Origin of the sequence: Streptomyces phaeofaciens, assembly GCF_014648915.1 — a bacterium.
In the GTDB taxonomy this organism is placed as follows: domain Bacteria; phylum Actinomycetota; class Actinomycetes; order Streptomycetales; family Streptomycetaceae; genus Streptomyces; species Streptomyces phaeofaciens.
Window position 1 is genome coordinate 72,610 of record NZ_BMSA01000006.1, and the last position, 26,873, is coordinate 99,482.

General features: G+C 71.7%; 26 protein-coding genes. 15 read left to right on the forward strand and 11 right to left on the reverse strand.

Going from position 1 to position 26,873, the window contains the following annotated elements; all coding sequences use genetic code 11:
* The first annotated feature begins 62 nt into the window (after positions 1-62).
* Positions 63-1,280 carry a cytochrome P450 gene (locus IE275_RS13430; protein WP_189711256.1) on the forward strand — a complete coding sequence of 406 codons (1,218 nt, stop codon included), beginning with the start codon at positions 63-65 and terminating at the stop codon, positions 1,278-1,280.
* Between the two features lie 56 nt (positions 1,281-1,336).
* On the opposite strand, the gene IE275_RS13435 is transcribed toward IE275_RS13430, so the two are convergent.
* Entirely contained in the window at positions 1,337-2,905 is a 1,569-nt protein-coding gene (locus tag IE275_RS13435; RefSeq protein WP_189711258.1) for an ABC transporter permease, read from the reverse strand.
* Complete coding sequence (locus tag IE275_RS13440) at positions 2,902-3,801, reverse strand: ABC transporter ATP-binding protein (RefSeq protein ID WP_189711260.1); 900 nt, start codon at positions 3,799-3,801, stop codon at positions 2,902-2,904. Before IE275_RS13440 ends, IE275_RS13435 begins: the two co-directional genes overlap by 4 nt.
* A 73-nt stretch (positions 3,802-3,874) precedes the next feature.
* Between IE275_RS13440 and IE275_RS13445 the strand changes: the two genes are divergently transcribed.
* Positions 3,875-4,360 (forward strand): GbsR/MarR family transcriptional regulator, encoded by a 486-nt coding sequence (locus IE275_RS13445; RefSeq protein ID WP_189711262.1) that lies wholly within the window; start codon positions 3,875-3,877, stop codon positions 4,358-4,360.
* Positions 4,361-4,411: 51 nt separating this feature from the next.
* Here IE275_RS13445 and IE275_RS13450 read toward each other — a convergent pair whose 3' ends face one another.
* Both IE275_RS13450 and IE275_RS13455 read right to left on the reverse strand, forming a co-directional pair.
* The gene (locus tag IE275_RS13450) at positions 4,412-5,920 is read right to left on the reverse strand and encodes an APC family permease (RefSeq protein ID WP_189711264.1); all 1,509 of its coding nucleotides are present in this window, start codon (positions 5,918-5,920) and stop codon (positions 4,412-4,414) included.
* 152 nt (positions 5,921-6,072) lie between these two features.
* Positions 6,073-6,933 carry a diacylglycerol kinase family protein gene (locus IE275_RS13455; RefSeq protein ID WP_189711266.1) on the reverse strand — a complete coding sequence of 287 codons (861 nt, stop codon included), beginning with the start codon at positions 6,931-6,933 and terminating at the stop codon, positions 6,073-6,075.
* A gap of 245 nt (positions 6,934-7,178) precedes the next feature.
* On the opposite strand from IE275_RS13455, the gene IE275_RS13460 reads away from it, so the two are divergent.
* From IE275_RS13460 to IE275_RS13470, 3 genes are all read left to right on the forward strand, one after another.
* On the forward strand, positions 7,179-8,462 hold the full coding sequence (locus IE275_RS13460) for an adenylosuccinate synthase (RefSeq protein WP_189711268.1): 1,284 nt from the start codon (positions 7,179-7,181) through the stop codon (positions 8,460-8,462).
* 127 nt (positions 8,463-8,589) lie between these two features.
* Positions 8,590-9,333 carry a hypothetical protein gene (locus IE275_RS13465; protein WP_189711270.1) on the forward strand — a complete coding sequence of 248 codons (744 nt, stop codon included), beginning with the start codon at positions 8,590-8,592 and terminating at the stop codon, positions 9,331-9,333.
* Positions 9,334-9,378: 45 nt separating this feature from the next.
* Positions 9,379-9,672: a hypothetical protein gene (locus tag IE275_RS13470; RefSeq protein WP_189711272.1), complete on the forward strand. Its 294-nt coding sequence runs from the start codon at positions 9,379-9,381 to the stop codon at positions 9,670-9,672.
* 3 nt (positions 9,673-9,675) lie between these two features.
* Here IE275_RS13470 and IE275_RS13475 read toward each other — a convergent pair whose 3' ends face one another.
* The 4 genes from IE275_RS13475 to IE275_RS13490 all read right to left on the reverse strand — a co-directional run bounded on the left by IE275_RS13475 (position 9,676) and on the right by IE275_RS13490 (position 15,068).
* The gene (locus IE275_RS13475) at positions 9,676-10,326 is read right to left on the reverse strand and encodes a putative DNA-mimic protein (protein WP_189711275.1); all 651 of its coding nucleotides are present in this window, start codon (positions 10,324-10,326) and stop codon (positions 9,676-9,678) included.
* Positions 10,327-10,415: 89 nt separating this feature from the next.
* Positions 10,416-12,884: a dolichyl-phosphate beta-glucosyltransferase gene (locus tag IE275_RS13480; RefSeq protein ID WP_189711277.1), complete on the reverse strand. Its 2,469-nt coding sequence runs from the start codon at positions 12,882-12,884 to the stop codon at positions 10,416-10,418.
* Positions 12,881-13,579, reverse strand: coding sequence for a GntR family transcriptional regulator (locus IE275_RS13485; RefSeq protein ID WP_189711279.1), 699 nt, complete (start codon positions 13,577-13,579; stop codon positions 12,881-12,883). Before IE275_RS13485 ends, IE275_RS13480 begins: the two co-directional genes overlap by 4 nt.
* A 133-nt stretch (positions 13,580-13,712) precedes the next feature.
* On the reverse strand, positions 13,713-15,068 hold the full coding sequence (locus IE275_RS13490; protein ID WP_189711281.1) for an aspartate aminotransferase family protein: 1,356 nt from the start codon (positions 15,066-15,068) through the stop codon (positions 13,713-13,715).
* A gap of 170 nt (positions 15,069-15,238) precedes the next feature.
* Here IE275_RS13490 and IE275_RS13495 point away from each other — a divergent pair, with 170 nt between their 5' ends.
* The 3 genes from IE275_RS13495 (at position 15,239) to IE275_RS13505 (ending at position 18,213) form a co-directional block, all read left to right on the forward strand.
* On the forward strand, positions 15,239-15,844 hold the full coding sequence (locus IE275_RS13495) for a type 1 glutamine amidotransferase family protein (RefSeq protein WP_189711283.1): 606 nt from the start codon (positions 15,239-15,241) through the stop codon (positions 15,842-15,844).
* Positions 15,844-16,326 carry a MarR family winged helix-turn-helix transcriptional regulator gene (locus tag IE275_RS13500; protein WP_189711285.1) on the forward strand — a complete coding sequence of 161 codons (483 nt, stop codon included), beginning with the start codon at positions 15,844-15,846 and terminating at the stop codon, positions 16,324-16,326. The genes IE275_RS13495 and IE275_RS13500 overlap by 1 nt, the downstream gene beginning before the upstream one ends.
* Positions 16,327-16,404: 78 nt before the next feature.
* Entirely contained in the window at positions 16,405-18,213 is a 1,809-nt protein-coding gene (locus IE275_RS13505) for a serine/threonine-protein kinase (protein ID WP_189711287.1), read from the forward strand.
* 22 nt (positions 18,214-18,235) lie between these two features.
* On the opposite strand, the gene IE275_RS13510 is transcribed toward IE275_RS13505, so the two are convergent.
* Positions 18,236-18,970 (reverse strand): SLATT domain-containing protein, encoded by a 735-nt coding sequence (locus IE275_RS13510; protein ID WP_373299218.1) that lies wholly within the window; start codon positions 18,968-18,970, stop codon positions 18,236-18,238.
* Positions 18,971-19,278: 308 nt separating this feature from the next.
* Here IE275_RS13510 and IE275_RS13515 point away from each other — a divergent pair, with 308 nt between their 5' ends.
* From IE275_RS13515 to IE275_RS13535, 5 genes are all read left to right on the forward strand, one after another.
* Positions 19,279-19,617 carry a YbaB/EbfC family nucleoid-associated protein gene (locus tag IE275_RS13515; RefSeq protein WP_189711291.1) on the forward strand — a complete coding sequence of 113 codons (339 nt, stop codon included), beginning with the start codon at positions 19,279-19,281 and terminating at the stop codon, positions 19,615-19,617.
* A gap of 60 nt (positions 19,618-19,677) precedes the next feature.
* Positions 19,678-20,277, forward strand: coding sequence for a recombination mediator RecR (gene recR / locus IE275_RS13520; protein WP_189711293.1), 600 nt, complete (start codon positions 19,678-19,680; stop codon positions 20,275-20,277).
* On the forward strand, positions 20,270-20,929 hold the full coding sequence (locus IE275_RS13525; RefSeq protein WP_189711295.1) for a DUF5063 domain-containing protein: 660 nt from the start codon (positions 20,270-20,272) through the stop codon (positions 20,927-20,929). Before recR ends, IE275_RS13525 begins: the two co-directional genes overlap by 8 nt.
* Before the next feature lie 177 nt (positions 20,930-21,106).
* Positions 21,107-21,295: a hypothetical protein gene (locus IE275_RS13530; protein ID WP_189711297.1), complete on the forward strand. Its 189-nt coding sequence runs from the start codon at positions 21,107-21,109 to the stop codon at positions 21,293-21,295.
* A gap of 108 nt (positions 21,296-21,403) precedes the next feature.
* The gene (locus IE275_RS13535) at positions 21,404-21,901 is read left to right on the forward strand and encodes an SgcJ/EcaC family oxidoreductase (RefSeq protein WP_189711299.1); all 498 of its coding nucleotides are present in this window, start codon (positions 21,404-21,406) and stop codon (positions 21,899-21,901) included.
* A gap of 36 nt (positions 21,902-21,937) precedes the next feature.
* Here IE275_RS13535 and IE275_RS13540 read toward each other — a convergent pair whose 3' ends face one another.
* Positions 21,938-23,299, reverse strand: a complete 1,362-nt coding sequence (locus IE275_RS13540; RefSeq protein ID WP_189711301.1) for a HAMP domain-containing sensor histidine kinase — start codon at positions 23,297-23,299, stop codon at positions 21,938-21,940.
* The gene (locus tag IE275_RS13545; RefSeq protein ID WP_189711303.1) at positions 23,296-24,000 is read right to left on the reverse strand and encodes a response regulator transcription factor; all 705 of its coding nucleotides are present in this window, start codon (positions 23,998-24,000) and stop codon (positions 23,296-23,298) included. The genes IE275_RS13540 and IE275_RS13545 overlap by 4 nt, the downstream gene beginning before the upstream one ends.
* Before the next feature lie 194 nt (positions 24,001-24,194).
* On the opposite strand from IE275_RS13545, the gene IE275_RS13550 reads away from it, so the two are divergent.
* Positions 24,195-25,466 carry an aspartate kinase gene (locus IE275_RS13550; RefSeq protein ID WP_189711305.1) on the forward strand — a complete coding sequence of 424 codons (1,272 nt, stop codon included), beginning with the start codon at positions 24,195-24,197 and terminating at the stop codon, positions 25,464-25,466.
* Complete coding sequence (locus IE275_RS13555) at positions 25,466-26,524, forward strand: aspartate-semialdehyde dehydrogenase (RefSeq protein ID WP_189711585.1); 1,059 nt, start codon at positions 25,466-25,468, stop codon at positions 26,522-26,524. Before IE275_RS13550 ends, IE275_RS13555 begins: the two co-directional genes overlap by 1 nt.
* The last annotated feature ends 349 nt before the right edge of the window (positions 26,525-26,873 follow it).

The window sequence follows — 26,873 nt, forward strand, 5'->3', positions numbered from 1 at the left end:
GGGCGGGGGAGGCGGGGCGGGACCCCCTGGTCAGCAGCCCTGGGAGCGGTTAGCGTCCGTCCATGGCACCAGCTGACGACCTGCGTTTCGATCCCTGGAACCCCGCGTTCGTGGCCGACCCGTATCCGGCGTACGCCGAGCTGCGGGAGCGAGGGCGGGTGATCTACTACGAGCCGACCGACCAGTGGCTCGTGCCGCACCACGCGGACGTGGCGGCGCTGCTGCGGGAGCGGCGGCTGGGGCGGACGTATCAGCACCGGTTCACGCACGAGGACTTCGGGCGGACCGCGCCGCCGGCCGAGCACGAGCCGTTCCACACGCTCAACGACCACGGCATGCTCGACCTGGAGCCGCCGGACCACACCCGGATCCGGCGCCTGGTGTCGAAGGCGTTCACCCCGCGCACGGTGGAGCGGCTGAAGCCGTACGTACGGGATCTGGCGGCGGAGTTGGTGGACCGGTTGGTCGCGGCGGGCGGTGGTGATCTGCTGACGGACGTCGCCGAACCGCTGCCGGTCGCCGTGATCGCCGAGATGCTGGGGATCCCCGAGGCGGACCGGGCGCCGCTGCGGCCCTGGTCGGCGGACATCTGCGGGATGTACGAGCTGAGCCCTTCCGAGGAGACGGCGGCGAACGCCGTTCGGGCCTCCGTCGAGTTCTCCGACTATCTGCGCGAGCTGATCGCCGCGCGCCGCAAGGAGCCGGGCGACGACCTCGTCTCCGGGCTGATCGAGGCGCACGACGAGGGCGACCGGCTCACCGAGCAGGAGATGATCTCCACCGTCGTGCTGCTGCTGAACGCGGGGCACGAGGCGACCGTCAACGCCACCGTGAACGGGTGGTGGGCACTGTTCCGCAACCCGGACCAGCTCGCCGCCCTGCGCGCCGACCATGCGCTGGTCCCCTCCGCCGTGGAGGAGCTGATGCGTTACGACACCCCGCTCCAGCTCTTCGAGCGCTGGGTCCTGGACGACATCGAGATCGACGGCACGACGATCCCGAGGGGCGCCGAGATCGCCATGCTCTTCGGCTCCGCCAACCACGACCCGGCCGTCTTCGACGACCCCGGGCGGCTGGACCTCACCCGCGCCGACAACCCGCACATCTCCTTCAGCGCCGGCATCCACTACTGCATCGGCGCCCCGCTGGCCCGTATCGAACTGGCCGCCTCGATGACGGCTCTCCTGGAGCGCGCCCCCGCCCTCGCCCTCGCCGCGGAGCCCCGGCGCAAGCCGAACTTCGTGATCCGGGGACTGGAGGGGCTCGACGTCGTGGTGTGAGCGGCACCCCGGCCGGGCGGACGGATCCGCACCGTGGATCCGGGCGGCCGGGTCGGTCAGGTGGTCGTGTCCCGTCGGCGCAGCGCCGCCAGGCCCGCGGCCACCAGCGCCGCCGCGAGCGCCGACAGGACCAGCACGGGCCCCCACGCCATCGCTTGGCCCGGCAGCTTCGGCAGGTGGCCGAAGGGCGACAGGTCCAGGACCGCCTGCGGGGCGTCCAGGGCGGGTCCGATCCAGCCGATCAGCAGGACCGCGCCCGCCACACCCCAGGCGGCGGGCGCGAGGCGCGGGGCCGCCCCGTGGAGCAGGACCGCGACACCGCCGATCACCCACACCGCCGGGAGCTGCACCAGACAGGCGCCCAGGATCGGGCCCGCCTCCTTGCCGTGGCCGGCCACGAAGCCGAGGCCCGCGAGGAGCATGATCAGGGCCGCGCCGCCGAAGGCGATCACCAGATGGCCGGCGGCCCAGCGCAGCCGGCCGACCGCGTTCGCCAGGACCGGTTCCGCCCGCCCTGAGGTCTCCTCGCCGTGCAGCCGCAGCACCGATCCGACGATGTAGAGGGAGGCGATCAGACCCAGCATGCCGATCATCGAGGCCAGGAACGCGTCCGTGAGCCCCGACTGGCCGCCCATCCGCTCGAAGATCTCGCGGGCCTTGTCGTTGTCCCGGACCAGGTCGGCGGCGCCGTCCGTCAGCCCGCCGTAGACCACGCCGGCGAGCAGGAAGCCGATGCTCCAGCCGGTCACGGCGCCCCGCTGGAGCCGCCAGGCCAGCGCGCCCGTCGAGCCGAGCCGCCCGGACGCCGGTCCCGGCCGGGTCGGCAGGAAGCTCAGGCCGACGTCCCGGCGCCCGGCCAGCCCGTACGCGATCACGGCCTGGAGCGCGAACGCCCCGGCGAACAGCCCCAGGACCCACCAGCGTTCGTCCGCGAACGGCCGCAGGTTCTCCAGCCAGCCCAGCGGTGACAGCCAGGTCAGCGGTGAGGAGCCGTCGCCGTGTGCCGAGTCGCCCGCCGCGCGCAGCACGAACGCCGCGCCCAGCACCGCCGCCGTGAGCCCCCGGGCCAGCCGCGCGCTCTCCGTCAGCTGGGCGACGATCGCCGCCGTCGTGGCGAACAGCATCCCCACCCCGCCGAGCCCCGCACCGAGGGCCACGGCCCCCGTCGCGCCGTGGCCCGCCAGGCCGGCCGTCACCAGCAGCGCCAGGACGGCGTTCGCGACGCCCGCCGCCAGCAGCGCCGCCGTCAGCGAGGCACGGCGGCCGACCACCCCGGACGCGATCAGCTCCTGACGGCCGCTCTCCTCCTCGTCCCGGGTGTGCCGTACGACGATCAGCAGGCTGGTGACGGCCGCCAGCGCGCCCGCGTACACGCCGACCCGCCAGGCGGTGAGCGCACCGAGGGAGTCGCCGAAGACCGGGCCGGTCAGCGCGCGCAGGGAGGCGTTGGTGTCCAGCTGGCGGAGCAGGTCGGCGCGGTCGGCGGGGGTGCCGTACAGGCCTTCCAGGGTGTTCGGCATGGTGAGGACCATCAGGGCGTTGACGGCCACCCAGACGGGGATCATGACCCGGTCGCGGCGGAGCGCGAACCGCAGCAGTGTGCCGGTGCCGGCGAGGGCGGTCATCGTGCCGTCACCTCGTCGCCCTGGTAGTGGCGCAGGAACAGTTCCTCCAGGGTCGGCGGGGTCGAGGTCAGCGACCGGACGCCCGAGGTGGTCAACGACCGCAGGACGGCGTCGAGTTTGTCCGTGTCGACCTGGAGCCGGACTCTGTTTCCCTGGATGTCGAGGTCGTGCACACCGGGGAGACGGGCCAGTCCGTCGGGGGCGCCGGCGAGTTCGGCCGTGACGCTGGTCCGGGTGAGGTGGCGCAGGTCGGCCAGGGAGCCCGTCTCGACCGTGCGGCCGTTGCGGATGATGCTGACCCGGTCGCACAGTTCCTCGACCTCGCTGAGGATGTGGGACGACAGCAGGATCGTCCGGCCCCTGGCCCGTTCCTCCTCCACGCAGCGCCGGAAGACCTCCTCCATCAGCGGGTCCAGGCCGGAGGTCGGTTCGTCCAGGATGAACAGGTCGACGTCCGAGGCGAAGGCGGCGACCAGGGCGACCTTCTGGCGGTTGCCCTTGGAGTAGGTCCGCCCCTTCTTCGTCGGGTCCAGTTCGAAGCGGTCGAGCAGTTCGGCGCGGCGTGTCGGGTCCAGGCCCCCGCGCAGCCGGCCGTACAGGTCGATGACCTCGCCGCCGGACAGGTTCCGCCACAGGGTCACGTCCCCGGGGACGTAGGCGATCCGGCGGTGCACCTCGACGGCGTCGGCCCAGGGGTCGCGGCCGAGGATCCGGGCGGCGCCGGAGTCGGGGCGCAGCAGGCCGAGCAGGACGCGGATGGTGGTGGATTTGCCGGCGCCGTTGGGGCCGAGGAAGCCGTGCACCTCGCCGGACTCGACCTCCAGGTCGAGGCCGTCGAGCGCGTGCGTACGGCCGAAGGACTTGTGCAGTCCCGAGACGGTGATGGCCTTCGTCATGGATCCGAACGTACGCTTCTTTCAGAAATTTGTGAAGTTAAGGAAGAGAGTGAACCGCCGGTAGAATGCGGCCATGAGCGAGAACGTGCGGGACGCGGAGGCCGTGTCGAGATTCGTCGAGGCCTTCGCGGCACAGCTCGTCGAAGCCGGGATGCAGCGCATGCCGGCCCGCGTCTTCGCCGCCCTGCTCTCCTCCGACGAGGGCGCGATGAGCGCCGCCGAACTGGGCGAACAGCTGCGGATCAGCCCCGCGGCGGTCTCCGGGGCGGTGCGCTACCTGGCGCAGACCCACATGGTGTCGCGGGAACGGGAACCCGGCTCGCGCCGGGAGCGCTACCGGGTGCACGGCGACCAGTGGTACGAGGCCCTGACCAACCGTGAGGCCGTCATCAAGCGCTGGGAGGGCGCCCTGCGCGAGGGCCTCGTCAGCCTCGGTGCCGAGACGCCCGCGGGACGCCGTATGGCCGAGACGCTCGCCTTCTTCGAGTTCGTCGAGGGCGAGGTCTCGGCCATGATGGAACGCTGGCGGGTCCACCGCGAGAAGACCTTCGGGAGCTGAACCCCGGGAGCTGAACCCCGGTAGCTGAACCCCCGGCGGGTCAGCGGCGGATCAGCGCTCCTTGGTCTCCTCCAGCACGGTCCGCCCCAGCAGCCGGTACCGCGCCGGGTCCCGCCGCTTCAGGTACTGGGCGTAGCCGACGCCGCCCGCCGCGATCAGGACGACGATCCACGGGGTGGCCCTCAGTACCAGCGAACCGGACTCCGGGCCGGCCGCGACGCCCATGTTGGACACCAGCAGCGCCACCACGGCGAGCATCGCGACCCCGCCGATCAGCGGGGCGGTGAAGGTCCTGAACCAGTGCCGGCTCTCGGGGTGGTGCGAGCGGAAGTACACCAGCACCGCGAACGAGCAGACGGCCTGCACGACCAGGATCGCCATCGTGCCGAGGATCGCCAGCAGGACGTACGTCCCCGTGTACGGGTCCTTGCCCGCCGCCCAGAACGCGCCGAGCAGCACCGCGGTGACCGCCGTCTGCGCCAGGCCCGCGATGTGCGGGGAGCCGTGCCGGGCGTGGGTGCGGCCGACGGTCCGCCGGAGCGAGGGCAGGACGCCCTCCCGGCCCAGGGCGTACAGGTAGCGGGCGGCACAGTTGTGGAAGGCCATGCCGCAGGCCAGCGAGCCGGTGATCATCAGCCACTGCATGACGACGACCGCCCAGTGGCCGACGTACTCCTCGGTCGGGCCGAAGAAGAGGGCCAGCGGGTCGGCGGTGGCGACCTTCACGGCCTCCGCCTCGCCGGTGCCCGAGATGGCCATCCAGGAGACGAGGACGTAGAAGACACCGACGCCGAGCACCGAGATCATCGTCGCCTTGGGGATGATCCTCTTCGGGTTGCGGGACTCCTCGCCGTACATCGCCGTCGACTCGAAGCCGACCCACGACCAGAAGGCGAAGAACAGGCCGAGGCCCGCGGACGTGCCCTGGAAGGCGTTGACCGGGTTCACCGGGTCGAGGCCGAAGCCGTCCGGGCCGCCGCCGTGCAGGGCCACCGAGACCGCCATCGCGGCCAGGATCGTCACCTCGGTGGCGAGCAGGACCACGAGCAGCTTCTCGGCGACCGAGACGCCGAACCAGGTGCCCATCGCGTTGACCGCGAGCATCAGGACCGCGAACGCCCACCACGGGATGTCCAGCCCCGTCTGGTCCCCGAGGGTGTCGGTGGCGAAGGTGGAGAAGATGCCGATTAGCGCCGGCTCGAAGACCATGTACGCGAAGGTCGCGAGCAGCCCCGAGGCGAGGCCGACCGAGCGGCCGAGGCCGTAGGAGATGAAGCCGTAGAAGGCGCCCGTCGAGGTGATGTGTTTCGCCATCGCAGTGAAGCCGACGGAAAAGATTGCCAGGACGACCATTGCGACGAGGTAGCTCGCCGGGGCGCCGATGCCATTGCCGGCTGACACCATGAAGGGCACGTTGCCCGTCATCGCGGTGATCGGCGCGGCCGTCGCGACGGCCATGAAGACCACGCCCAGCAGGCCCACTGCGTTGGGCTTCAGCCGGTGCACGGCCCCTTGGTCCGTCGTGTCCGCCGCCGGGGCGACGCCCTCGTCCACTGCCATCGGGTGGCCCTTCCCTGAGCGCTCGCGGGGCCTCAGCCACGCCTTGATGCAGCAGGATGCTCCAGGGCCAATGAGTCGCTCAAGGGTTTCGACGAGTTAAATATTTGTCAACCAGACCTTTAGAAGTTCCCCCGCACGGCGCCGGGATCCGGTCACCGCCCCGGCAGCATCAACCCCAGCGCGCCCTCCCGCACCGTCCACGTCCGCCTCCGCACCGGACCCGCCACGGCCGCGTCCGCCCGGTACCGGAAGTCCGCCCCGGAGACGGTCACCGTCCGCCCCCGGGCCGTCAGGGGCGCCGCCTCCGCGCCCACCGACAGCGGCCGGACCACCACCTCCGCCGTACCGGAGGCGCCCGGGGTCACGGACACGGCCTCCACCGGCTGGTCGAGGTCGACCAGCGTCACCCCGTCCACCTCGACCCGCAGCCGGGCCGGTCCGGGCGACGGCGGGGCGGCCGCCACCCGGGACGGCCGGCCGGACCGCGGGGGCCTGGCGGGCACCAGGGTGCGGACCAGGGACTGGAGCCAGGGCCGCCCGTGCGGCTCCTCGGCGGACGCCTCCACCCCGGTCGGCAGCGGCGGGATGCGCAGCGTGCCCAGCACCACCCCGTCGCTGTCGTCCACCAGCACGTCCAGCCGCCGCTCGGCGCCGTCCAGCGCGGCCCGGGCCGCCGCCACGGCACCCGTGGGCACCCCCAGGGAGTGCGCGACGCCCAGCATCGTGCCCACCGGCACCACCGACAGCACACATCCGGCCAGTTCCCGCTGCCGGTGCAACAGGGCCACCGTGCGCATCAGCGCCCGGTCGTCGCCGACCACCACCGGCCGCCGCGAACCCCGCCGCTGGAGCATCCGGGCGAACTCCTCGGGACTCTCCGGCAGGCAGACCTTCGTACTCGCCGCACCCGCGCCGAGCACGTCTTTCGCGATCCGTACGGACTCCCCGTCGGCCCTCCGGGCCACCGGATCGATGATCACCAGCAGCTGGTCCGGCGTCGCGAAAGTCGCCACCTCGGTCCTGCCTCGCTTCCTCGGGTAGCATCTTTGTGCAAGAGCCCCTTGCGCTATTGCGCCAGGGGCTTCGTCTATTCCGGGGCATCCGGGTCCGACGGTGTACGGCCGGCGACGGTCGCGGTGCGGCCAACGACGGTCGCGGTACAGCGGCCAACGACGGTCGCGGTGCACGCGGTGGTGGAAAACGCCTCCACGTACGCCCCTGACCTTGGACATGCCCCACCCGGAAGGGGTGTACGCGCGTGCCCGCACTTGTGCTGCTCGGTGCTCAGTGGGGTGACGAAGGCAAGGGGAAGGCCACCGATCTGCTCGGTGGTTCGGTGGACTACGTAGTGCGTTACCAGGGCGGTAACAACGCCGGCCACACGGTCGTCGTCGGTGACCAGAAGTACGCACTCCACCTTCTCCCTTCCGGAATCCTGTCACCCGGCTGTACGCCGGTCATCGGTAACGGTGTCGTCGTCGACCCGTCGGTCCTGCTCTCCGAGCTGAGCGGTCTGAACGAGCGCGGAGTCGACACGTCGAAGCTGCTCATCAGCGGCAACGCGCACATCATCACGCCCTACAACGTCACTGTCGACAAGGTGACGGAACGCTTCCTCGGAAAGCGCAAGATCGGCACCACCGGGCGTGGTATCGGTCCGACATACTCGGACAAGATCAACCGGGTCGGCATCCGCGTCCAGGACCTCTACGACGAGTCGATCCTCACGCAGAAGGTCGAGGCGGCGCTCGACGTCAAGAACCAGCTGCTGACCAAGCTCTACAACCGTCGCGCGATCGCCGTCGACCAGGTCGTCGAGGAACTGCTGGCCTACGCGGAGAAGCTCGCTCCGTACGTCACCGACACGGTCCTGGTCCTCAACCGGGCCCTGGAGGAGAACAAGGTCGTGCTGTTCGAGGGCGGCCAGGGCACGCTCCTCGACATCGACCACGGCACCTACCCCTTCGTCACCTCCTCCAACCCGACCGCGGGCGGCGCCTGCACCGGTGCCGGCGTGGGCCCGACGAAGATCAGCCGGGTCATCGGCATCCTCAAGGCGTACACGACCCGGGTCGGCGCCGGCCCGTTCCCGACCGAGCTGTTCGACGCGGACGGCGAGGCGCTGCGCCGCATCGGCGGCGAGCGGGGCGTGACGACCGGCCGTGACCGTCGCTGCGGCTGGTTCGACGCGGTCATCGCCCGCTACGCGACCCGCGTGAACGGCCTGACCGACTTCTTCCTCACCAAGCTCGACGTCCTGACGGGCTGGGAGGAGATCCCGGTCTGCGTGGCGTACGAGATCGACGGCAAGCGGGTCGAGGAACTCCCGTACTCGCAGTCGGACTTCCACCACGCGAAGCCGATCTACGAGACCCTTCCGGGCTGGTCCGAGGACATCACCAAGGCGAAGTCGTTCTCCGACCTGCCGAAGAACGCCCAGAACTACGTGAAGGCGCTGGAGGAGATGTCCGGCGCCCCGATCTCCGCGATCGGCGTGGGCCCGGGCCGGGACGAGACGATCGAGATCAACTCGTTCCTGTAGGCACGAAGGAGCGCGGCGGCGGCCAGGCGGGAGCGCCTGCTGCCGCCGCGTTCGTTCTCCGGCGGGTGACCGGCGGTGCAACCGCTTGCGACCCCTTGATCGTCCACCCCTGACGAGAGTGGACGCCGTGGTCGACGGGGGTGGCGGGGCGATGATGGTGACGCGGTTCAAGGGGGCGCTGCTGATCGTGGCGTCCGTGCTGGCGGCGCTGGCCTGCTGGTCGGCCTTCTCCGCCTGGCTGCCGTCCGGCCTCGGGCGCCACCGCGAGTACGGCGAGGCCGCGCCGTGCCCCGGCCGTGCGCCCGTCCAGCGGTACGAGGACTGTCTGCGGACGGTCACGTTCACCGTCGAGGGCACCGACATACCCCGGGCGAAGAAGAAGGGATACCGGGCGACCCTGTCCGGCACGCCCTTCTGGGACGGCACGGTGGCCTTCGGCGACCGCGATCCCCTGCTGACGGAACTGCGGCCCGGCGACCGGGTCACCGGCACGGTCTGGCGCGGCGAGGTCATGACGATCGCCCGGGGCGGCGCCCGGCAGAGCACGGCCGACGAGCCGCGCGACGAACCCCAGATGCCGGTCGCCCTCGGCACGGGCGCCGGCCTCCTGGCCGTCCTGGGGCTGGTGTTCGGCTCCGCGCTGCTGCTGCGGCCCCGGCGCCGCGAGCGGTTCGTCTGGCAGCCGTACGGGAAGCGGCTGCTCATCCTGACGGTGAGCGCGTCCTTCCTCGTGGGGCTTCTCGGCGTGTGGACCGGACTGCCCTGGTGGCTGGTACCGGGCGTCGCCGCGCTGGTCGTGTGGGCCGGTGCCGTACTGATCTACGGCTGGGACCGGCCGGAGGGAGATATGCCGCGGACCGGCATATTCTGAGAATGCCGTATGCCGCGTGCGTCGAGCCAGAAGAAGGTGAGTGCGATGCGCGTACTGCTCAAGGCCACCATGGACACGGAGAAGTCGAACGAGGCGATCCGCAACGGCACCCTGGGAAAGCTGATCCAGGAGTCGCTGGAGCAGATGAAGCCCGAGGCCGCCTACTTCACCGCCGACAACGGCCGGCGTACCGCCTACATCGTCTTCGACCTCGAGGACCCGTCCCAGATGCCGGTGGTCAGCGAACCGTTCTTCCTCCACCTGAACGCCGATCTCACCTACATTCCGGTGATGGACCGGGAGGACCTCCAGAAGGGCCTCTCCCAGCTGGGACGCTGATCCTCAGCTGAACACGATCATCGACCCCTGCGCCAGGCTCCGCGTCGCCGCCGCGTGCAGCCCCAGCCAGACGTGCCGCTCGCGCGAGAAGGGGCTCGGATCGTACGGCGCCGGTACGGCGGGTTCCTCCAACTCCGTGGGCGCGGACGGCGGCCGGGGCGGCGCCGGCGGGTTCGCCGGGTCGATGCCGATCGACGGCGCGACGAACTCCAGTTCCCGCAGCAGCGACTGCGCGGAGCCCAACGGTCCGCCGCCCGCGAGCAGTTCGTCGTTGGACAGCGGATGCGGGAAGTCCACGGGCACGTAGGCGCCCGCGTGGTCGTAGTGCCAGACCAGGTGCGACTGCTGGGCCGTCGACTCGAACATCTCCAGCAGCTGTTCGTAGTCGCCGCCGAGTTCGTCCACCGGGGTCACCGGCAGCCCGCAGACCTGGAGCAGATAGGCGCGGCGCAGGAAGTGCAGGGCGTCGTAGTCGAAGCCGGCCACCGGGGCGACCTCGCCGGACAGGCCCGGCATGTACTGGTACACCGGAACCGGCGGGAGCCCCGACGCGGCCAGGAGGTTGTTGTACTGGGCGAGTTCATCGGCGAACGGGTTGTCGGGGGTGTGGCACAACACGTCGACGAGCGGTACCAGCCACAGGTCACAGGCCAAAGAAAGCTCCTCACTCAGCGAGTCGGTGTCACTCGGTGTAGCCGACGGTGCATCGGACGGTCAGGGAAGAGTAATCGGTACGGCTCACGTCAGCTCCCCTCGTGCAGGTCCCATACCCACACTCCGGCCACCCGCCCCCCGCGGTGGCCCACGAGCTTGTCCACCGTCTCCCGCAGGGCGTCCTGGTGCGGCTGGGGGGCGAGCACGAGCGCGCCCGCCCGCCAGTACGCGAGGTCCGTACGGGCCTCGGCCCGGCTGCGGGCGTCGATCACCGGGACGACACCGGTCTCCCGGACGTCCCGCAGGAGGCTCGCGGTGAAGCGCAGCGGGACGCCGTAGACGCCGGTGCGGTCGCCGTCGCCGTAGGGTCCGTTGAAGTAGCCGCCGGGCATCCGGAAGCCCAGGCCCGCCGCGGTCTGCCAGTGCAGGGCCTCGGCGGCGCCGGGTTCGGCGAGCGGCACCGGCACCAGGGTCTCGCCGTCGCGGACGTGAGCGCGCCAGGCGCCGTCGGTGAAGAAGGCGGGGACCTCGGCGCGCGGCTCGGACCTGAGCGGGGCCGGGACGAGGGGGAGCAGGGCGAGGCCGACGGCGAGCAGCCCCGCGTACTGGGTGCCCAGCCGGCGGGCCCGGGCCAGCTCGTCGATCGCGAGGGCGAGCAGCATGCCGAGCGCCGGGGCGCAGACCAGCGCGACCCGGCTCTCGATGACCGACTCGAACAGTGGCAGGTCCGCGAGGAGCGCCCAGGGGCCGGGGACGGTGACACCGGTGAGCGGGAGGTGGAGGTCCGCGCCGAGGGAGAGGACGGCGGCGGCGAACGCGGTCACGGCCAGCGCGACGACGGCCGGCCGCCGCCACAGCCGTGCGGTGATCGCGAGGGCGAGCAGGAGCAGCGGCCAGCCGTAGAACGCGTTCTGCTCGGTCGGGTTGAGGGAGAGCGCGTCGGCGCGGGCCGCGTCGCCCGCGATCAGGGAGCGCTCGGCGAAGGAGAGCAGCGCGCGCACGGTGTTGGCGGTGCCGGCGCCGTGGTCGATGCCGGTGTAGCTCTGCGGTCCGGAGAACTGCCAGGCCAGCGGGTAGACGACGAGCGGCAGACAGACGGCGGCGGCGATCGCCAGCCCGCGCGGCAGGGGCCGTACGGCCGCGCGCGCCACGTCCGGGCGTACGGCCGCGTAGGCGGCGGCGAACAGGAGCATGCCCACGGCGGCGAGCAGCAGGGCCTCCTCGCCGAGGAAGAGCTGGTAGGCCGTCATCAGGCCGAGGACGACCGCGTTCCGGGTGTGCCGCGAGCGCGGCCCGTCATCGGGCTCGGCCAGGCGCAGGGCGCGCTCGACGATGAGCGGGATCATGAACAGGACGACGAAGTTGGGGTGCGCGTTGGCGTGGCTGACCATCGGGGGCGCGAAGGCGGCCAGCGTGGCGCCGACGAAGGCGGCCGTGCGCCGGCGGACGAGCCGTTTCAGGATCAGCCGGTACCAGGCGGCCGCGGTGGCGGCCAGGCCCAGGGTCATGACCAGGCTGAGGGTGACGGCCGGGCCGAACAGCAGGGTGACGGGGGTGAGGGGCACCGACAGGCCCGGCATGGTGGTGTTGGCCATCAGGTTCACCCCGTCGGGGAAACCCTGGAGGTCGGTGCGGAGCGGGTTGCGCAGATGGGCGACGTTGTCGGCGGTCACCGCGAAGAACCACTCCCACTGGTTCTGGTCCTGGAGGGAGTCGGTGAGATAGCGGTGGGCCGGGTCGAGGACGCGCCCGGAGTACAGCGCGACGGCCATGACGAGGAAGAGCAGGACGGCCGGCACGTCGACGGGCCGCACGGCGGCCATGCGCAGCCGGGCCAGGTCGCGCAGGAACCGCGGGTAGTCCAGCGGCCGGACCTTCGAGCCGGGCCGGTGCGACCAGCGCACGGGGACCTCGGCGACCGGCCAGCCGGCCCGCTGGAAGTGGCGGAGCACCTCCACGTCGACGGCCCAGCCGTCGAGCCGGGAGGCGGCGAAGGCGGCGCGGGCCTTGTCGCCGTCGAACAGCTTGAAGCCGCACTGGGTGTCGTGGATCCCGCGCAGGACGGTCCGGCGTATGAGGAAGTTGCCCGCCGTGCCGAGGAGTTCGCGGATCCGGTGCTGGCGCTCGCCGAGCGTCGCGCCCGGCAGGGCCCGGGAGCCGATCGCCGCCGCGTTCCCGTCGGCCAGCGCCCGGTCGAGGTGGGCCAGCTCCTCGACGGGGGCGGCGAGGTCGGCGTCCATGACCAGGATCCGGCGGCCCCGGCTGGCGGCGATCCCGCGGCGCAGCGCGTGGCCCTTGCCGCGGTTGCCGGGGCCGGTGACGAGCTGGATCCGCCGGTCGCGGCGGAGGGTGACCAGCTCACGGGTGGCGTCGGTGGAGCCGTCGTCGGCGACCACGATCTCCCAGGTGTCCCCGGTCGCCTCCAGATGGCGGGTGACCGCGTCGAGGGTCGGCCCGAGCCGGCGTTCCTCGTTGTAGGCCGGGATGACGACGGAGAGGCCCGGGACCCGGCGGGACGTGCTTCCCGTCCGCCGTTCGAGCGCGCCCTCCGCGCTCACCCGGCCGCCAGGCGCTCGATCAGCGCGACGGAGTCGGCGTTGTACGCGGCGAGCATCGCGCGGGCGGTGTCGTTGTCCCGGTGGTACAGGGCGTCGACGAGATCGGTGTGGCCGGACCAGAGGTGGCCGCGCAGGTCGGTCAGCACGCGCAGGTGCTGCACGGTGCACACCCAGGTCTGCACCCGCAGCCGGTGCAGGAAGTCGGTCAGGTAGGGGTTGCGGAACAGGGCGGACAGCTCGCGCCAGAACCGCAGGTCGTAGCCGATCAGGACGGTGAGGTCACCGGCGGCCGCGGCCCGTTGGGCCTCTTCGCCGCGCCGGCGGACCCCGGCGACGGCGGCGGCTATCCGCGGGTCGTCGGGGCGGAAGCGTTCGGCGTCCTCGTCCAGGCGCAGGAACATGCCCTCGATGATCAGGGCGCGGGCCTCGATCATGCCCCGGTAGTCGTCGACGGAGTACTCGTGGACCCGGAAGCCCCGGTGCTGGTCGGCTTCGAGGAGCCCCTGCGCCGACAGGTCCACCAGTGCCTCGCGGACGGGGGTCGCGGAGACGCCGTACTGTTCGGCGATCTCCTTCACCGTGAACTCCTGCCCGGCCTGCAGCCGTCCCGCCAGCACCTCGTCGCGGAGCGCGTCGGCGATCTGCTGCCGCAGGGTGCTGCGCGTCACGGCGCCGTTGCCGCTGCTGCCGGACATGTTCGGGGCGTCTCCCTCGGGGCGTGGAGGTGGAAAGGCGTGCTCGTCGTTATGTACGAGCACGCCACCTTACGCGTTCGAGGATTTCGGGTCTTGGTACGGACGACGTGCGCGGGCTGTCCGGACCCTGTCGTCAGTCTGTGTGCGCGTCGGCCGCCGAGAGAGCCGTGTCGAGGGCCGCGAGACCCTCCTTCAGTTCGGCCTCCGTGGCGTTCAGGGGCGGCACGAAGTGGGTGCGGTTCATGTTCACGAAGGGCCACACACCGGCCTTCTTGGCGGCCGCGGCGAACGCGGCCATCGGCGCGTTGGCCTCGCCGGCCGCGTTGTAGGGCACGAGCGGCTCGCGCGTCTCGCGGTTCTTGACGAGTTCGACGGCCCAGAACATGCCGACGCCCCGCACCTCGCCGACGCTCGGGTGCCGTTCGGCGAGTTCCCTCAGGCCCGGCTCGACGACGGACGCGCCCAGGTTCCTGGCGTTCTCGACGACGCCCTCCTCCGCCATGACGTTGATCGTCGCGACGGCCGCCGCGCAGGCGAGCGGGTGCCCGGAGTAGGTCAGGCCACCGGGGTAGGGCCGCTTGCCGAAGGTGTCCGCGATGGCGCCGGAGATGGCGACACCGCCGAGCGGCACGTATCCGGAGTTCACGCCCTTGGCGAAGGTCATCAGGTCCGGTACGACCCCGAAGAGGTCGGCGGCGAACCACTCACCGGTCCGCCCGAAGCCGGCCATCACCTCGTCCAGGACGAACACGATCCCGTACCTGTCGCAGATCTCCCGCACGCCCGCGAGGTAGCCGGGCGGCGGGACCATGATCCCGGCGGTGCCCGGCACGGTCTCCAGGATGATCGCGGCGATGGTGGCGGGCCCCTCGAAGCGAATCGTCGTCTCCAGGTGCTCGAGCGCCCGCGCGCACTCCTGCTCCTCCGTCTCGGCGTAGAAGCGGGAGCGGTACAGGAACGGGGCCCAGAAGCGCACGACCCCGGCGGAGGCGCTGTCGGAGGCCCAGCGGCGCGGGTCGCCGGTGAGGTTGACCGCCTGCTGGGTGCCGCCGTGGTACGAGCGGTAGGCCGACATCACCTTGGTGCGCCCGGTGTGCAGCCGGGCCATGCGGACCGCGTGCTCGACGGCGTCGGCGCCGCCGTTGGTGAAGAAGATCTTGTCCAGGTCGCCGGGGGTCCGCTCGGCGATCAGCCGGGCCGCCTCGGAGCGGGACTCGATCGCGAAGGCGGGCGCGAAGGTGGTCAGCTTCGCGGCCTGCTCCTGTATCGCGGCGACGACCTTCGGGTGCTGGTAGCCGATGTTGGTGTAGACGAGCCCGCTGGTGAGGTCGAGGTACCGCTTGCCGTCGTAGTCCCAGAAGTACGACCCCTCCGCGCCGGCCACGGCGAGCGGGTCGATGAGCTCCTGCGCGGACCAGGAGTGGAAGACATGCGCACGGTCGGCGGCCTTCACGGCGGCGCCGGCCCGGGGGTCGATCTGAGGGGTCATGCGAGTGAGCGTAAATGTCCGCGATGCGGAAGCGGTATCGGCGTCCTGTCTGCGGACCGGGGGTTTCCGCGACAGGTTGTCGGGCGTGGGGGAGGCGAGTCCATGGTTGACAGCATGCTGCCTTAGTGACAGTATTCTGTCATAAGACGTTGGCGGACCGAGGAGGAACCATGAGCCGCAAGCCTGTGCATCTCGCCGTGTACGACACGCTCGCCGACTGGGAGACCGGGTACGCGACGGCCCACCTCGCCCGGGGCGGGTACGAGATCCGGACGGTCGGAGCGTCCACCGAGCCGGTGACCAGCATCGGCGGACTGCGCGTCCTGCCCGACCTGGCGCTGGCGGACCTGCGCCCCGAGGACAGCGCCCTGCTGATCCTCCCGGGCGCCGACCTCTGGGACACCTCGGACGACCTCGCGCCCTTCGCCCGCACGGCCCGCGCGTTCCTGGCCGCGGGCACTCCCGTCGCCGCGATCTGCGGCGCCACCGCCGGTCTCGCCCGCGAGGGCCTGCTCGACGACCGGGACCACACCGGTGCCGTCTCCTTCTACCTGGCCGCGACCGGCTACGGCGGCGGCCGGCGGTACCTCGACGCCGACGCCGTCACCGACCGGGGCCTGATCACCGCCGGCCCCACCGAGCCCGTCGCCTTCGGCCGGGAGGTCCTCGGCCTCCTCGGGGTGTACGAGGGCGAGGTGCTGGACGCCTGGTACCGGCTGTTCCACGACTCCGACGAGCAGGCGTACGCCGTGCTGGAGAAGGCCGGGGCCGCGTGATGAGCCACCAGGAACTGCTGAGCGGCAGCGCCCTCGGGGTGTTCCGGCTCAACGGCCAGTTCCTCGCCGTCGCCGAGGAACTGGCCCGGCCCAGCGGGCTCACCGCCGCCCGGTGGCAGGTGCTGGGCGCCGTACTGCGCGAGCCGCTGCCGGTGTCGGGGATCGCGCGCGCGATGGGCATCACCCGGCAGAGCGTCCAGCGCATCGCCGACCTGCTGGTCGAGCGGGGTCTCGCCGAGTACCGGGCCAACCCGGCCCACCGCCGCGCGAAGCTCCTCGCACCGACCGGACAGGGACGGGCCGCGATCGCCCGGATCGATCCCGGGCACGCGGCCTACGCCGACCGGCTGGCCGCGGCGTACGGCGAGGCCGACCTGGCGGCGGCGGTCGCCGCGCTGGAACGGCTGTCCAGGGTGCTGGACGAACTGGGGCCACCGGTCGCCGAACCCGTGCCCCAGGGAGCCCCCGTTACGCAACCGTAGACACCGTGCCGCCCGACGATCCGAAAAGCCGGATTATCCTCGCCCCGATCACATGTGTGGGGAGAAGGTGGGGCGTCCATGGAGAAGCTGGGTCCAGGGGACCCTCAGCGGATCGGCGCCTACCGGCTGCTGGGCCGGCTGGGGGCGGGCGGGATGGGGCAGGTCTACCTCGCCCGCTCGGACCGCGGCCGGACCGTCGCGGTGAAGCTGGTGCGGCCGGAACTGTCGGCCCGGGAGGAGTTCCGGGCACGGTTCCGGCACGAGGTGCGCAGCGCCCAGCGGGTCGGCGGGTACTGGACCGCCCCGGTGCTCGACGCGGACACCGAGGCCGCCGTGCCCTGGGTCGCCACCGGCTATGTCGCCGGGCCGAGCCTCCAGCAGGTCGTCGGCGCGGACTACGGCCCGCTGCCCGAGCGGTCGGTGCGCATCCTCGCCGCCGGCCTCGCGCACGCGCTCACCAACATCCACGCCGCCGGGATCGTCCACCGCGACCTCAAGCCGTCCAATGTGATGCTCACCATCGAGGGGCCCCGGGTCATCGACTTCGGGGTGGCGCGGGCGCTGGACTCGGTGTCCGAGACCGGTCTCACCATGACCGGCGAGGTGATCGGCTCACCCGGCTTCATGGCGCCCGAGCAGGTGCGCGGCGAGGTGATCACCCCGGCCGGCGACATCTTCTGCCTGGGCTCCGTCCTCGCCTACGCCGCCACCGGCACCCTGCCCTTCGGTGGCACCGAGAGCGGAGTGCACGCCCTGCTCCTGCGCATCGCCGAGCAGGAGCCCGACCTCGGCCGGGTCCCCGAGGGCATCGCCGACCTGGTCCGCGCCTGCCTGCGCAAGGACCCGGCCGACCGGCCGTCGCTCGCCTGGATCCTGGAGCGGACGGGCGTCCAGGACACCGTCTCCGACGGCCACTCCCGGGACCCCTGGCTGCCGGGCGCGCTGGTCGCCCAGCTCGGGCGGCACGCCGTACGGCTGCTGGACGCGGAGGACCCGGACGGCCCGCCCGAGCACGGCGGCCGACGCGGCGACGACCCGTTCGACGGCCGCGGCCGCACGGCGGTCGCCCCGCAGCCGCCGGTACCGGCCGCCCCGCCGGCCGGCGTCCCGCATCCGGCGTACGGCCACCCGCAGCAGCATCCGCAGCCGGCCGCACCCTTCGGCCACGGCCACCCGCAGCAGTATCCGCAAGCGCACTCCGCCCCCTGGCCGACGGCGCCCGCCGCGCCCCACCCGTACAACCCCTACGCCCAGGACCCGGCCGGGCCGTACGGCGGCCCCCCGGAGCCGTACCGCCCCGAGCCCGGACCGCCCGAGGAGCCGGAGCCGCCGCGCCGCAGCCGCCGTACCACCGCGCTGCTCGTCGTGATCGCGGTGATCGTGGCGGTCGCGGCCGGCGGCTCGGTGTACGCCTACCTTCAGGGCGACGGCGAGGCCACCACCGCCGAGCCGACCGGCGGGAGCAGCTCGGCGGCACCCTCCCCGAGCCCGGCGGAACCCTCCGCCGGCGACACGGAGTCACCGTCCCCGAGCCCCGGCGGAAAGGGCGTGGTCCCGGCGGACTACCTCGGCACCTGGACCACCACCATCGACAACGAGACCGGCAAGAACACCCGCCGGCTCACCTTCACCCAGGGCGAGGTGGGCGACGCGGTCCTCACCCTGGTCGCCGACGGCGACTCGTACCACTGCGAGTTCACCGCGGAGCTGGCCGAACGGCCGGCGGCCAAGGGCCCGCTGGAGATCGGCCCGTCCACCGTCACCACCGGCGAACCCCTCTCCTCCTGCACCCCGGGCGCCGCCACCGAGGTCACCCTGCGGTCCGACGGCAGCCTGGAGCGCGTGAACGAGAGCACCGGGGAGAAGCTGACCTACACCCGCCGGTGAACGGCCGCCCCGCCGGAGCGCGTCACCTCGGCTCCGGCGGGCGCTGGCGCGGCATGTTCGGCCGGGCGTTCGCCCCGGGGGGCATCGGGAACCGCCCCGTCCCCCCGGCCCCGTCGCCGCGCCCTCCGGACCCCACGGCCGCCTGGATCCCCAGTGGTGCCGATCCGGTGCGGAACTCCACCATCCAGTCCGCGGTCTCCGTCCGCACCAGCTCGGTCACGTCCTCGGAGAACCTCCGCAGCACCCCCAGACACCGCTCCGCCGCCTCGCTGGCCGTGCCGTCCGCCGGCCCCAGCACCTCGCGCACACTCTCCGACGCCCAGTCGAACTGGAGCACCTGGAGTCTGCGCTGCACCGCCTGCGCCGTCGCCACGTCCCGCATCCACCCGGACGTCACCCCGAAGAACCGGTCCACCGCCAGACACGCCACCGCGATCAGCAGCGCCAGATACCCCCACGGCGCCACCCCGCCCATCACCCCGGTCAGATCCAGCAGGGGCAGCCCCGCCCCGCACACCGCACCCGCCGCCGCCCCGCCGCGCAGCGCCCGCGCGCCCCGCCGCTTCCACACCCGGTCGGCGAGATACCAGGCCGCCGTCCGAAGCGCCCCGCACTCCACCCACCGGTACAGCTCGTCCAGCCGCTCCGCCGGCTCGCCCCAGTCCCCGAGCGGGAACGCCCGCCCGGTCAGATCGCCCGGCCGCAACCCGGCCGCGCCCTCGCCCCGCCCGTCCTGAGGCGGGCCCTCGGGCTGCATCTCCGGCTGCTGACCCACCCGGCACTCCCTACTGATCCCGACCGAACACGAACGGTGACGCCGCGTCGATGTCCGCGTGACGTCCGATGACACCGATGCTGCTGATGCGCCGGATCCTTCCTACCGCCCAATGGGTGGCGAAGAAGAAGGTTTCGCCTGCTTTCCGCCCGGAAGTGGGCCTTGATCAGGTATACGCCTCACGGCAAACTCACTCGAAAGAGTGCTGGGGCGACACCCGCACAGACCACGTAGGCTCGTGCCAGGCGGGAAAACCCGCCCCCGACGGCGGTACGGAACAGGAGCTGATCGTGATTCCCGGTGGTGGCCAGCCCAACATGCAGCAGCTGCTCCAGCAGGCCCAGAAGATGCAGCAGGACCTGGCCCGTGCCCAGGAGGAACTGGCGAACACCGAGGTCGGCGGGCAGGCGGGCGGCGGCCTGGTGGAGGCCACGGTGACCGGCTCCGGCGAACTGCGCGCCCTGCGTATCGACCCCAAGGCGGTGGACCCGGAGGACACCGAGACCCTCGCCGACCTGATCGTCGCGGCCGTCCACGCGGCCAACGAGAACGCGCAGACCCTTCAGCAGCAGAAGCTCGGTCCGCTGGCCCAGGGCCTGGGCGGCGGCATTCCGGGCCTGCCTTTCTAAGACCGGCCCCGGCCAACTACCGTACGTACTGCAAGGAACCCCAGGAAGGACGGCAGTCCGTTGTACGAAGGCGTGGTCCAGGACCTCATCGACGAGCTGGGGCGGCTGCCCGGCGTCGGTCCCAAGAGCGCGCAGCGGATCGCCTTCCACATCCTCCAGGCGGAACCGACCGACGTACGGCGCCTCGCGCAGGCCCTGATGGAGGTCAAGGCGAGAGTCCGCTTCTGCGCGACCTGCGGAAACGTCGCGCAGGAGGAACTGTGCGGCATCTGCCGCGACCCGCGCCGCGACCTCTCCGTCATCTGCGTGGTCGAGGAGCCGAAGGACGTCGTGGCGATCGAGCGGACCCGTGAGTTCCGCGGCCGCTACCACGTCCTGGGCGGAGCGATCAGCCCGATCGAGGGCGTCGGCCCGGACGACCTGCGGATCAGGGAACTCCTCGCGCGTCTGGCGGACGGCACGGTCACGGAACTGATCCTGGCCACGGACCCGAACCTGGAGGGCGAGGCCACGGCGACGTACCTCGCCCGCATGATCAAGCCCATGGGCCTGAAGGTCACCCGCCTGGCCAGCGGCCTCCCGGTGGGTGGCGACCTGGAATACGCGGACGAGGTCACCCTCGGCCGCGCCTTCGAGGGGAGACGACTCCTAGATGTCTGACGCCACGCTGCACGCGACCGAACAGAACCCGGACGACTTCGCGGTCCAGATCGCGGACCAGGTGGAGAGCTTCCTGGTCGCGGTGACGGAGGTAGCGAAGGGCGACGAACCGGGCTCCGCCGTTCCGTTCCTCCTCCTGGAGGTCTCCCAGCTCCTGCTGGCCGGCGGCCGCCTCGGCGCCCACGAGGACATCGTTCCCGACGAGCGGTACGAGCCCGACCCGGGCTTCGAGCCGGACGTGGACGAACTCCGCGAGAACCTGGCCCGTCTCCTTGACCCGGTGGACGTCTACTCGGAGGTCTTCGACCCCTACGAGCCGCGCAAGGCGCCCGTGCCGGCCCGGATCTCCGACGACCTCGCCGACGTCATCGCCGACCTGCGCCACGGCATGGTCCACTACCGCGCGGGCCGCACCACGGAGGCCCTGTGGTGGTGGCAGTTCTCCTACTTCTCCAACTGGGGCACCACCGCCTCGGCCACCCTGCGGGCCCTGCACTCCGTGCTGGCCCACATCCGCCTCGACCAGCCCCTGGAAGAACTCGACGGCCTCGACACCGACCAGGACATGGTGGGCGACGACACCCTGGAGTTCGAGGCGGGCAAGGTCATGGCGGAGGAGATCGGCGAACAGCTGGGCCTGGGCCGGGGCTAGGGGACGCGACACTCTGTGGGCGGTGACCGCGAGGCCGGTCACCGCCTTCGTCGTTCCCCGGCGGGGGTGTAGCCGGCTACACCCCCGGTCCGGGAGTGCGCTCCCTCGTCCGCGCGGGGCGGGGACGGGATCGTTGATCTCGTCAGCACGTCCCGCCGCACGCAAGGAAACGCAACCGTGAAGACCCTGCTCTCCTCCCGCCCCGTCCTGTGGTTCCTCTTCCTCTTCAACCTGGCCGTCGCCGCCGTCGCGCCCTTCGCGGTCGACGGGACCCAGGCGGTGGCGACCGCCGCGGGAATGGGGGTCGTCTCGCTCGGTGCCGGGGTCGGCCTGCTGCGGGACCGGGGGAAGCGGGTGTCCGGCTGAGAATTGGAGCGGTCTTGTACCTGCGCTGTACGACGGCTGCACGGGCGCTGGCCGGCCGAACGCGAATCTTGGGTCATCCCAACCAGCACCATCCGCACAGGAGTTGCGATGACCCGCAAGACCCGCATACGCGCCGCTCTCGTCACCGCCACCGCCCTCGTCACCGCCGCCACGGTGACCGTCGGGGTCGGCGCGGCCGGCACGGAGACCTCCCGCAAGCCCACCAAGAAGGAGATCGCCGCCCTCTTCGACGGCTGGAACGCGGCACTTCGCACCGGTGACGCCGACACGGTCGCGGACCGCTACGCCAAGGACGCGGTCCTGCTGCCCACCGTCTCGAACAAGATCCGCACCGACCGCGCCGGCATCGTCGACTACTTCGAGCACTTCCTCGCGAACAAGCCGGCCGGCCACAAGATCCGGACGGTCGTCGACGTCCTGGACAGCGACTCGGCCATCGACACCGGTGTCTACGCATTCACCCTGACCGACCCGCGGACCGGCGAGAAGCGCGTCGTCGAGGCCCGCTACACGTACGCGTACGAGAAGCGCGACGGCCGGTGGAAGATCGTCAACCACCACTCGTCGGCGATGCCGGAGAGCTGATCCGCCAGATCCGCCTGATCGGCCAGATCGGCCAGATCAGCTTGTGCGGGGCGCTGCCCGGAGGGTGATGCGCACGCACAGGCCGCCGCCGGGAGCGTCCGCCAGCGCCACCGTCCCGCCGTCGTCCGTCACCAGCTGCTTGACGACGGCGAGGCCGAGCCCGGAGCCGGACCGCCCGGTGAGGCCCTGGCCGCGCCAGAAGCGGTCGAAGGCGCGGGGCTTCTCCGCGTCCGACATGCCCGGTCCCTCGTCGAGGACCGACAGCACCACCTTGTCGCCCCGGGACTCCGTCCGGACGGTGATCGCCGCGCCGTCCGGGGAGACCTCCAGGGCGTTCGAGAGCACGTTGTCCAGCACCTGGTCCAGATGGCCGGGGCTGGCCAGCACGGACGGCCGGTCGTCGGCACTCCCCCTGAGCGCGATGGTGACTCCGCGCTCGTCGGCGGCCGGTCTCCACACCGACAGACGTTCCGTCACGATGTCGGTCAGCGGCAGCGGTTCGGCCGCCGTGACCTTCGCCTCGGCCCGGGCCAGCACCAGCAGTCCGCTGACCAGCCGGCTCATCCGGACCACCTCGGCGGTGGCCTGTTCCACGTCCTCGCGCACGAACTCGTCGTCGACGCCGTCCGCGATGTTGTCCAGGGACAGCCGCAGCGCGGTGAGCGGGGTGCGCAGCTGGTGGGAGGCGTCCGCGACGAAGATGCGCTGCGAGGCGATCAGGGTGTCCAGGCGCTCGCCCGCCGCGTTGAGGGTGCGGGCCAGGGTCCGAGTCTCCTGGGGGCCGGTCACGGGGGAGCGGGCCGTGAGGTCGCCGTCGCTGAACTTGCTCGCCATGTCGTTGAGCTGGCGCAGGGGGCGGGTGATACGGCGGGCGACGACCGCGCCGATCAGCGCCGCCACACCGAGCACCGCCACCGCGAGGCCCGCCCGGAATCCCCAGATCGTCCACAGCCTGTGGGTGAGTCCGGAGGTGGAGTACACGATCCGTACGGCACCGACGACCCGGCCGTCGTCCTTCGCGGGCACGGTGATCACCAGCTCGGGGCCCCAGATGACGTCCGAGCCCCAGTCGGTGGTCGGCTCTCCCCGGTCCAGGGCCTTCGCCAGGGCCGCGTCCCGCGCGGGACGCGGGACGTCCGCCGCGCAACCGGCGCCGGCGGTGGCCTGGACCTCGTCGTGGGTCTCCTCGGCGTAGGCGGCGGCCATCCGCTCCAGCGCCTGGCAGGAGGCGGTGTCGCCGTTGGCCAGCAGCAGCGCCATGGTGGTCGCCTCGCGCTGCACGGACACCTCGGTGTCCCCGCGGAGCTGGGCGGTGAGCGTGAAGGCCACCGGCACGGTGAACAGGCCGATCGCCACGGCGACCAGCAGCACATAGCTGCGGATGAGCTGTTTGATCACGGCGTGGTGCCGTTCCCCTCTGGGGCGCTGTTCACGATCTCCAGGCGGAAGCCGACACCGCGTACCGCCTCGACGGTGACCACCCCGGCGAGCTTTCGCCGCAGCGCCGCCACGTGCACGTCCAGGGTCTTCGTGGGGCCGAACCAGTTCGCGTCCCAGACCGCTTCCATGATCTGCTCGCGCGACATCAGCGCGCCCGGCTCCTCGGTGAGGAAGGACAGCAGGTCGTACTCCTTCGGCGCGAGGGCGATCTCCTCGCCGTCCACATGGACGCGGGCCGCCTTGCGGTCGACGGTGAGCCGGGCGCCGTAGCGGTCGGCGCCACCGCCGGCCTCCTGCGGGGTGCGCGGCCTGGCGCGCCGCATCACGGCCCGTATCCGCGCGATGACCTCCCGCACCCCGAAGGGCTTGGAGACGTAGTCGTCCGCGCCCAGTTCCAGGCCGACGACCCGGTCCGTCTCGTCGCTGCGCGCGCTGATCACGATGATCGGTATGTCGCCGCGCCCGCGCAGCGCCTTGCAGACGTCCAGTCCGTCGGTGTCGGGCAGGCCCAGGTCCAGGAGGACGACGTCGTACGGGCCGGGGTGGGCCAGGGCGGCGGCGCCCGTGGTGACCCATTCGACCTCGAAGCCGTAGCGCTTCAGTCCGCGTCGGAGCGACTCGGCGACGGGCTCGTCGTCTTCCACCAGGAGTACTCGCACAGGCGAACGATAGTGCTTGAAACTTAATTCACAGCTATCACTTCCGCTTCCCGGGGAAGGGAGTCCTCGGGCGGGCGTCCGGCACATCTCACGATGCGGTACTCGGGGGGTGGTTCCCGGGCGCTCGTTAGACTGAGCCGACCGCGGTACAACGGCGTAGGCGCGGAAAGAGACAAACTGAGCGAGGAGCGCACGTGGGCCTTGTCGTGCAGAAGTACGGAGGCTCCTCCGTAGCCGATGCCGAGGGCATCAAGCGCGTCGCCAAGCGAATCGTGGAAGCGAAGAAGAACGGCCACCAGGTGGTCGTGGTCGTTTCCGCGATGGGCGACACGACGGACGAGCTGATCGATCTCGCCGAGCAGGTATCCCCGATGCCGGCCGGGCGTGAGTTCGACATGCTGCTGACCGCCGGAGAGCGGATCTCCATGGCACTGCTGGCCATGGCGATCAAAAACCTGGGCCACGAGGCCCAGAGCTTCACCGGCAGCCAGGCAGGCGTCATCACCGACTCGGTCCACAACAAAGCCCGGATCATCGATGTCACGCCGGGCCGCATCCGGGAGTCGCTGGACAAGGGCAACATCGCCATCGTCGCCGGCTTCCAGGGTGTCAGCCAGGACAAGAAGGACATCACCACGCTCGGCCGCGGTGGCAGTGACACCACGGCCGTCGCCCTCGCCGCCGCGCTCGACGCCGAGGTCTGCGAGATCTACACCGACGTCGACGGTGTGTTCACCGCCGACCCGCGGGTGGTGAAGAAGGCCCGGAAGATCGACTGGATCGCCTTCGAGGACATGCTGGAGCTCGCCGCCTCCGGCTCCAAGGTGCTGCTCCACCGCTGTGTGGAGTACGCCCGCCGTTACAACATCCCGATCCACGTCCGGTCCAGCTTCAGCGGACTCCAGGGCACGTGGGTCAGCAGTGAGCCGATTGGGGACCAGAAGGTGGAGCAGGCCATCATCTCCGGTGTCGCGCACGACACCTCCGAGGCCAAGGTCACGGTCGTCGGTGTGCCGGACAAGCCGGGCGAGGCTGCCGCGATCTTCCGGACGATCTCGGACGCCGAGATCAACATCGACATGATCGTGCAGAACGTCTCCGCCGCCTCCACGGGCCTGACGGACATCTCCTTCACCCTCCCCAAGGCCGAGGGCCGCAAGGCCATCGACGCCCTGGAGAAGAACAAGGCGGGCATCGGCTTCGACTCGCTGCGCTACGACGACCAGATCGGCAAGATCTCCCTGGTCGGCGCCGGGATGAAGACCAACCCGGGCGTCACGGCCGACTTCTTCACGGCCCTGTCCGACGCGGGCGTGAACATCGAGCTGATCTCGACCTCCGAGATCCGTATCTCGGTCGTCACCCGCGCCGACGACGTCAACGAGGCCGTGCGCGCCGTGCACAGCGCCTTCGGACTGGACTCCGACTCCGACGAGGCCGTCGTCTACGGGGGCACCGGACGTTGATCCCGGGGACGTCCCGACCGACGCTCGCGGTCGTGGGAGCGACCGGGGCGGTGGGCACCGTCATGCTCCGGATCCTGTCCCAGCGGGCGGACATCTGGGGCGAGATCCGTCTCGTCGCCTCACCGCGCTCGGCCGGCCGCAAGCTGGCCGTGCGCGGCGAGGAGGTCGAGGTGCTGGCCCTGTCGGAGGAGGCCTTCGACGGGGTCGACATCGCCCTGTTCGACGTGCCGGACGAGATCGCCGAGCGGTGGGCTCCCGTCGCCGCCGCCCGGGGCGCGGTCGTCGTGGACAACTCCGGGGCCTTCCGGATGGACCCGGACGTGCCGCTGGTCGTCCCCGAGGTCAATCCGCACGCCGTGCACTCCCGGCCGCGCGGCATCGTCGCCAACCCCAACTGCACGACCCTGTCGATGATCGTCGCCCTGGGCGCGCTGCACGCCGCGTACGGGCTGCGCGAGCTGGTGGTGTCGTCGTACCAGGCGGTCAGCGGTGCCGGGCGTGCCGGGGTGGAGACGCTGCGGCAGCAGATGTCGCTGGTCGCGGGCACCGACCTGGGCACGAACCCCGGTGATGTGCGGCGGGCGGTCGGCGAGAACACCGGGCCGTTCCCGGAGCCGGTCGCGCTGAACGTCGTGCCGTGGGCCGGTTCGTTGCGGGAGGACGGCTGGTCGTCGGAGGAGATGAAGGTGCGGGACGAGTCCCGCAAGATCCTCGGGCTGCCGAAGCTTCCGGTGGCCGTGACCTGTGTCCGGGTCCCGGTCGTCACCACGCACTCCCTCACCGTCCACGCCCGCTTCCAGGACGAGGTCACCGTGGACGGGGCCCGCGAGATCATCGCCACCGCCCCCGGGGTCGTCCTGTTCGACAACCCGGAGGCGGGGGAGTTCCCCACCCCCGCCGACGTGGTCGGCACCGACCCCACCTGGGTGGGCCGGGTGCGCCGGGCCCTGGACGACCCCACCGCGCTCGAACTCTTCGTGTGCGGGGACAACCTGCGCAAGGGGGCCGCGCTGAACGCCACGCAGATCGCCGAACTGATCGCGGCCGAGCGCCGGTGACGTTTCCTGCGGGAAAACCGCTGGCCAGAGCATGAGGCGTTTGTAGGATCTACAGGCATAGATGTGAGCCGGTCGACGGTCCGGATCACTTGTATCGGACACCTATGGCGTTCGAAGATTTTCTCCCCGCTCTCCGCAACCGCGCGCAGGGCGGGGAGCGTCTTTGTCGTCACCCTTCGGGTGGCGCAAGGGGTGTGAACGATCACAGCGCATGGGGACGCCGTGATCCGGGCGTGGGGGCGCCCCTCCATATGCGATATAGGGGAAGTGCGGGACGGATGAGAACGGGGCCGGTTTCGCGGTCGGGCGCGAAAGAGACGGCAGACACGTACAACCCCCACGGGGGGAA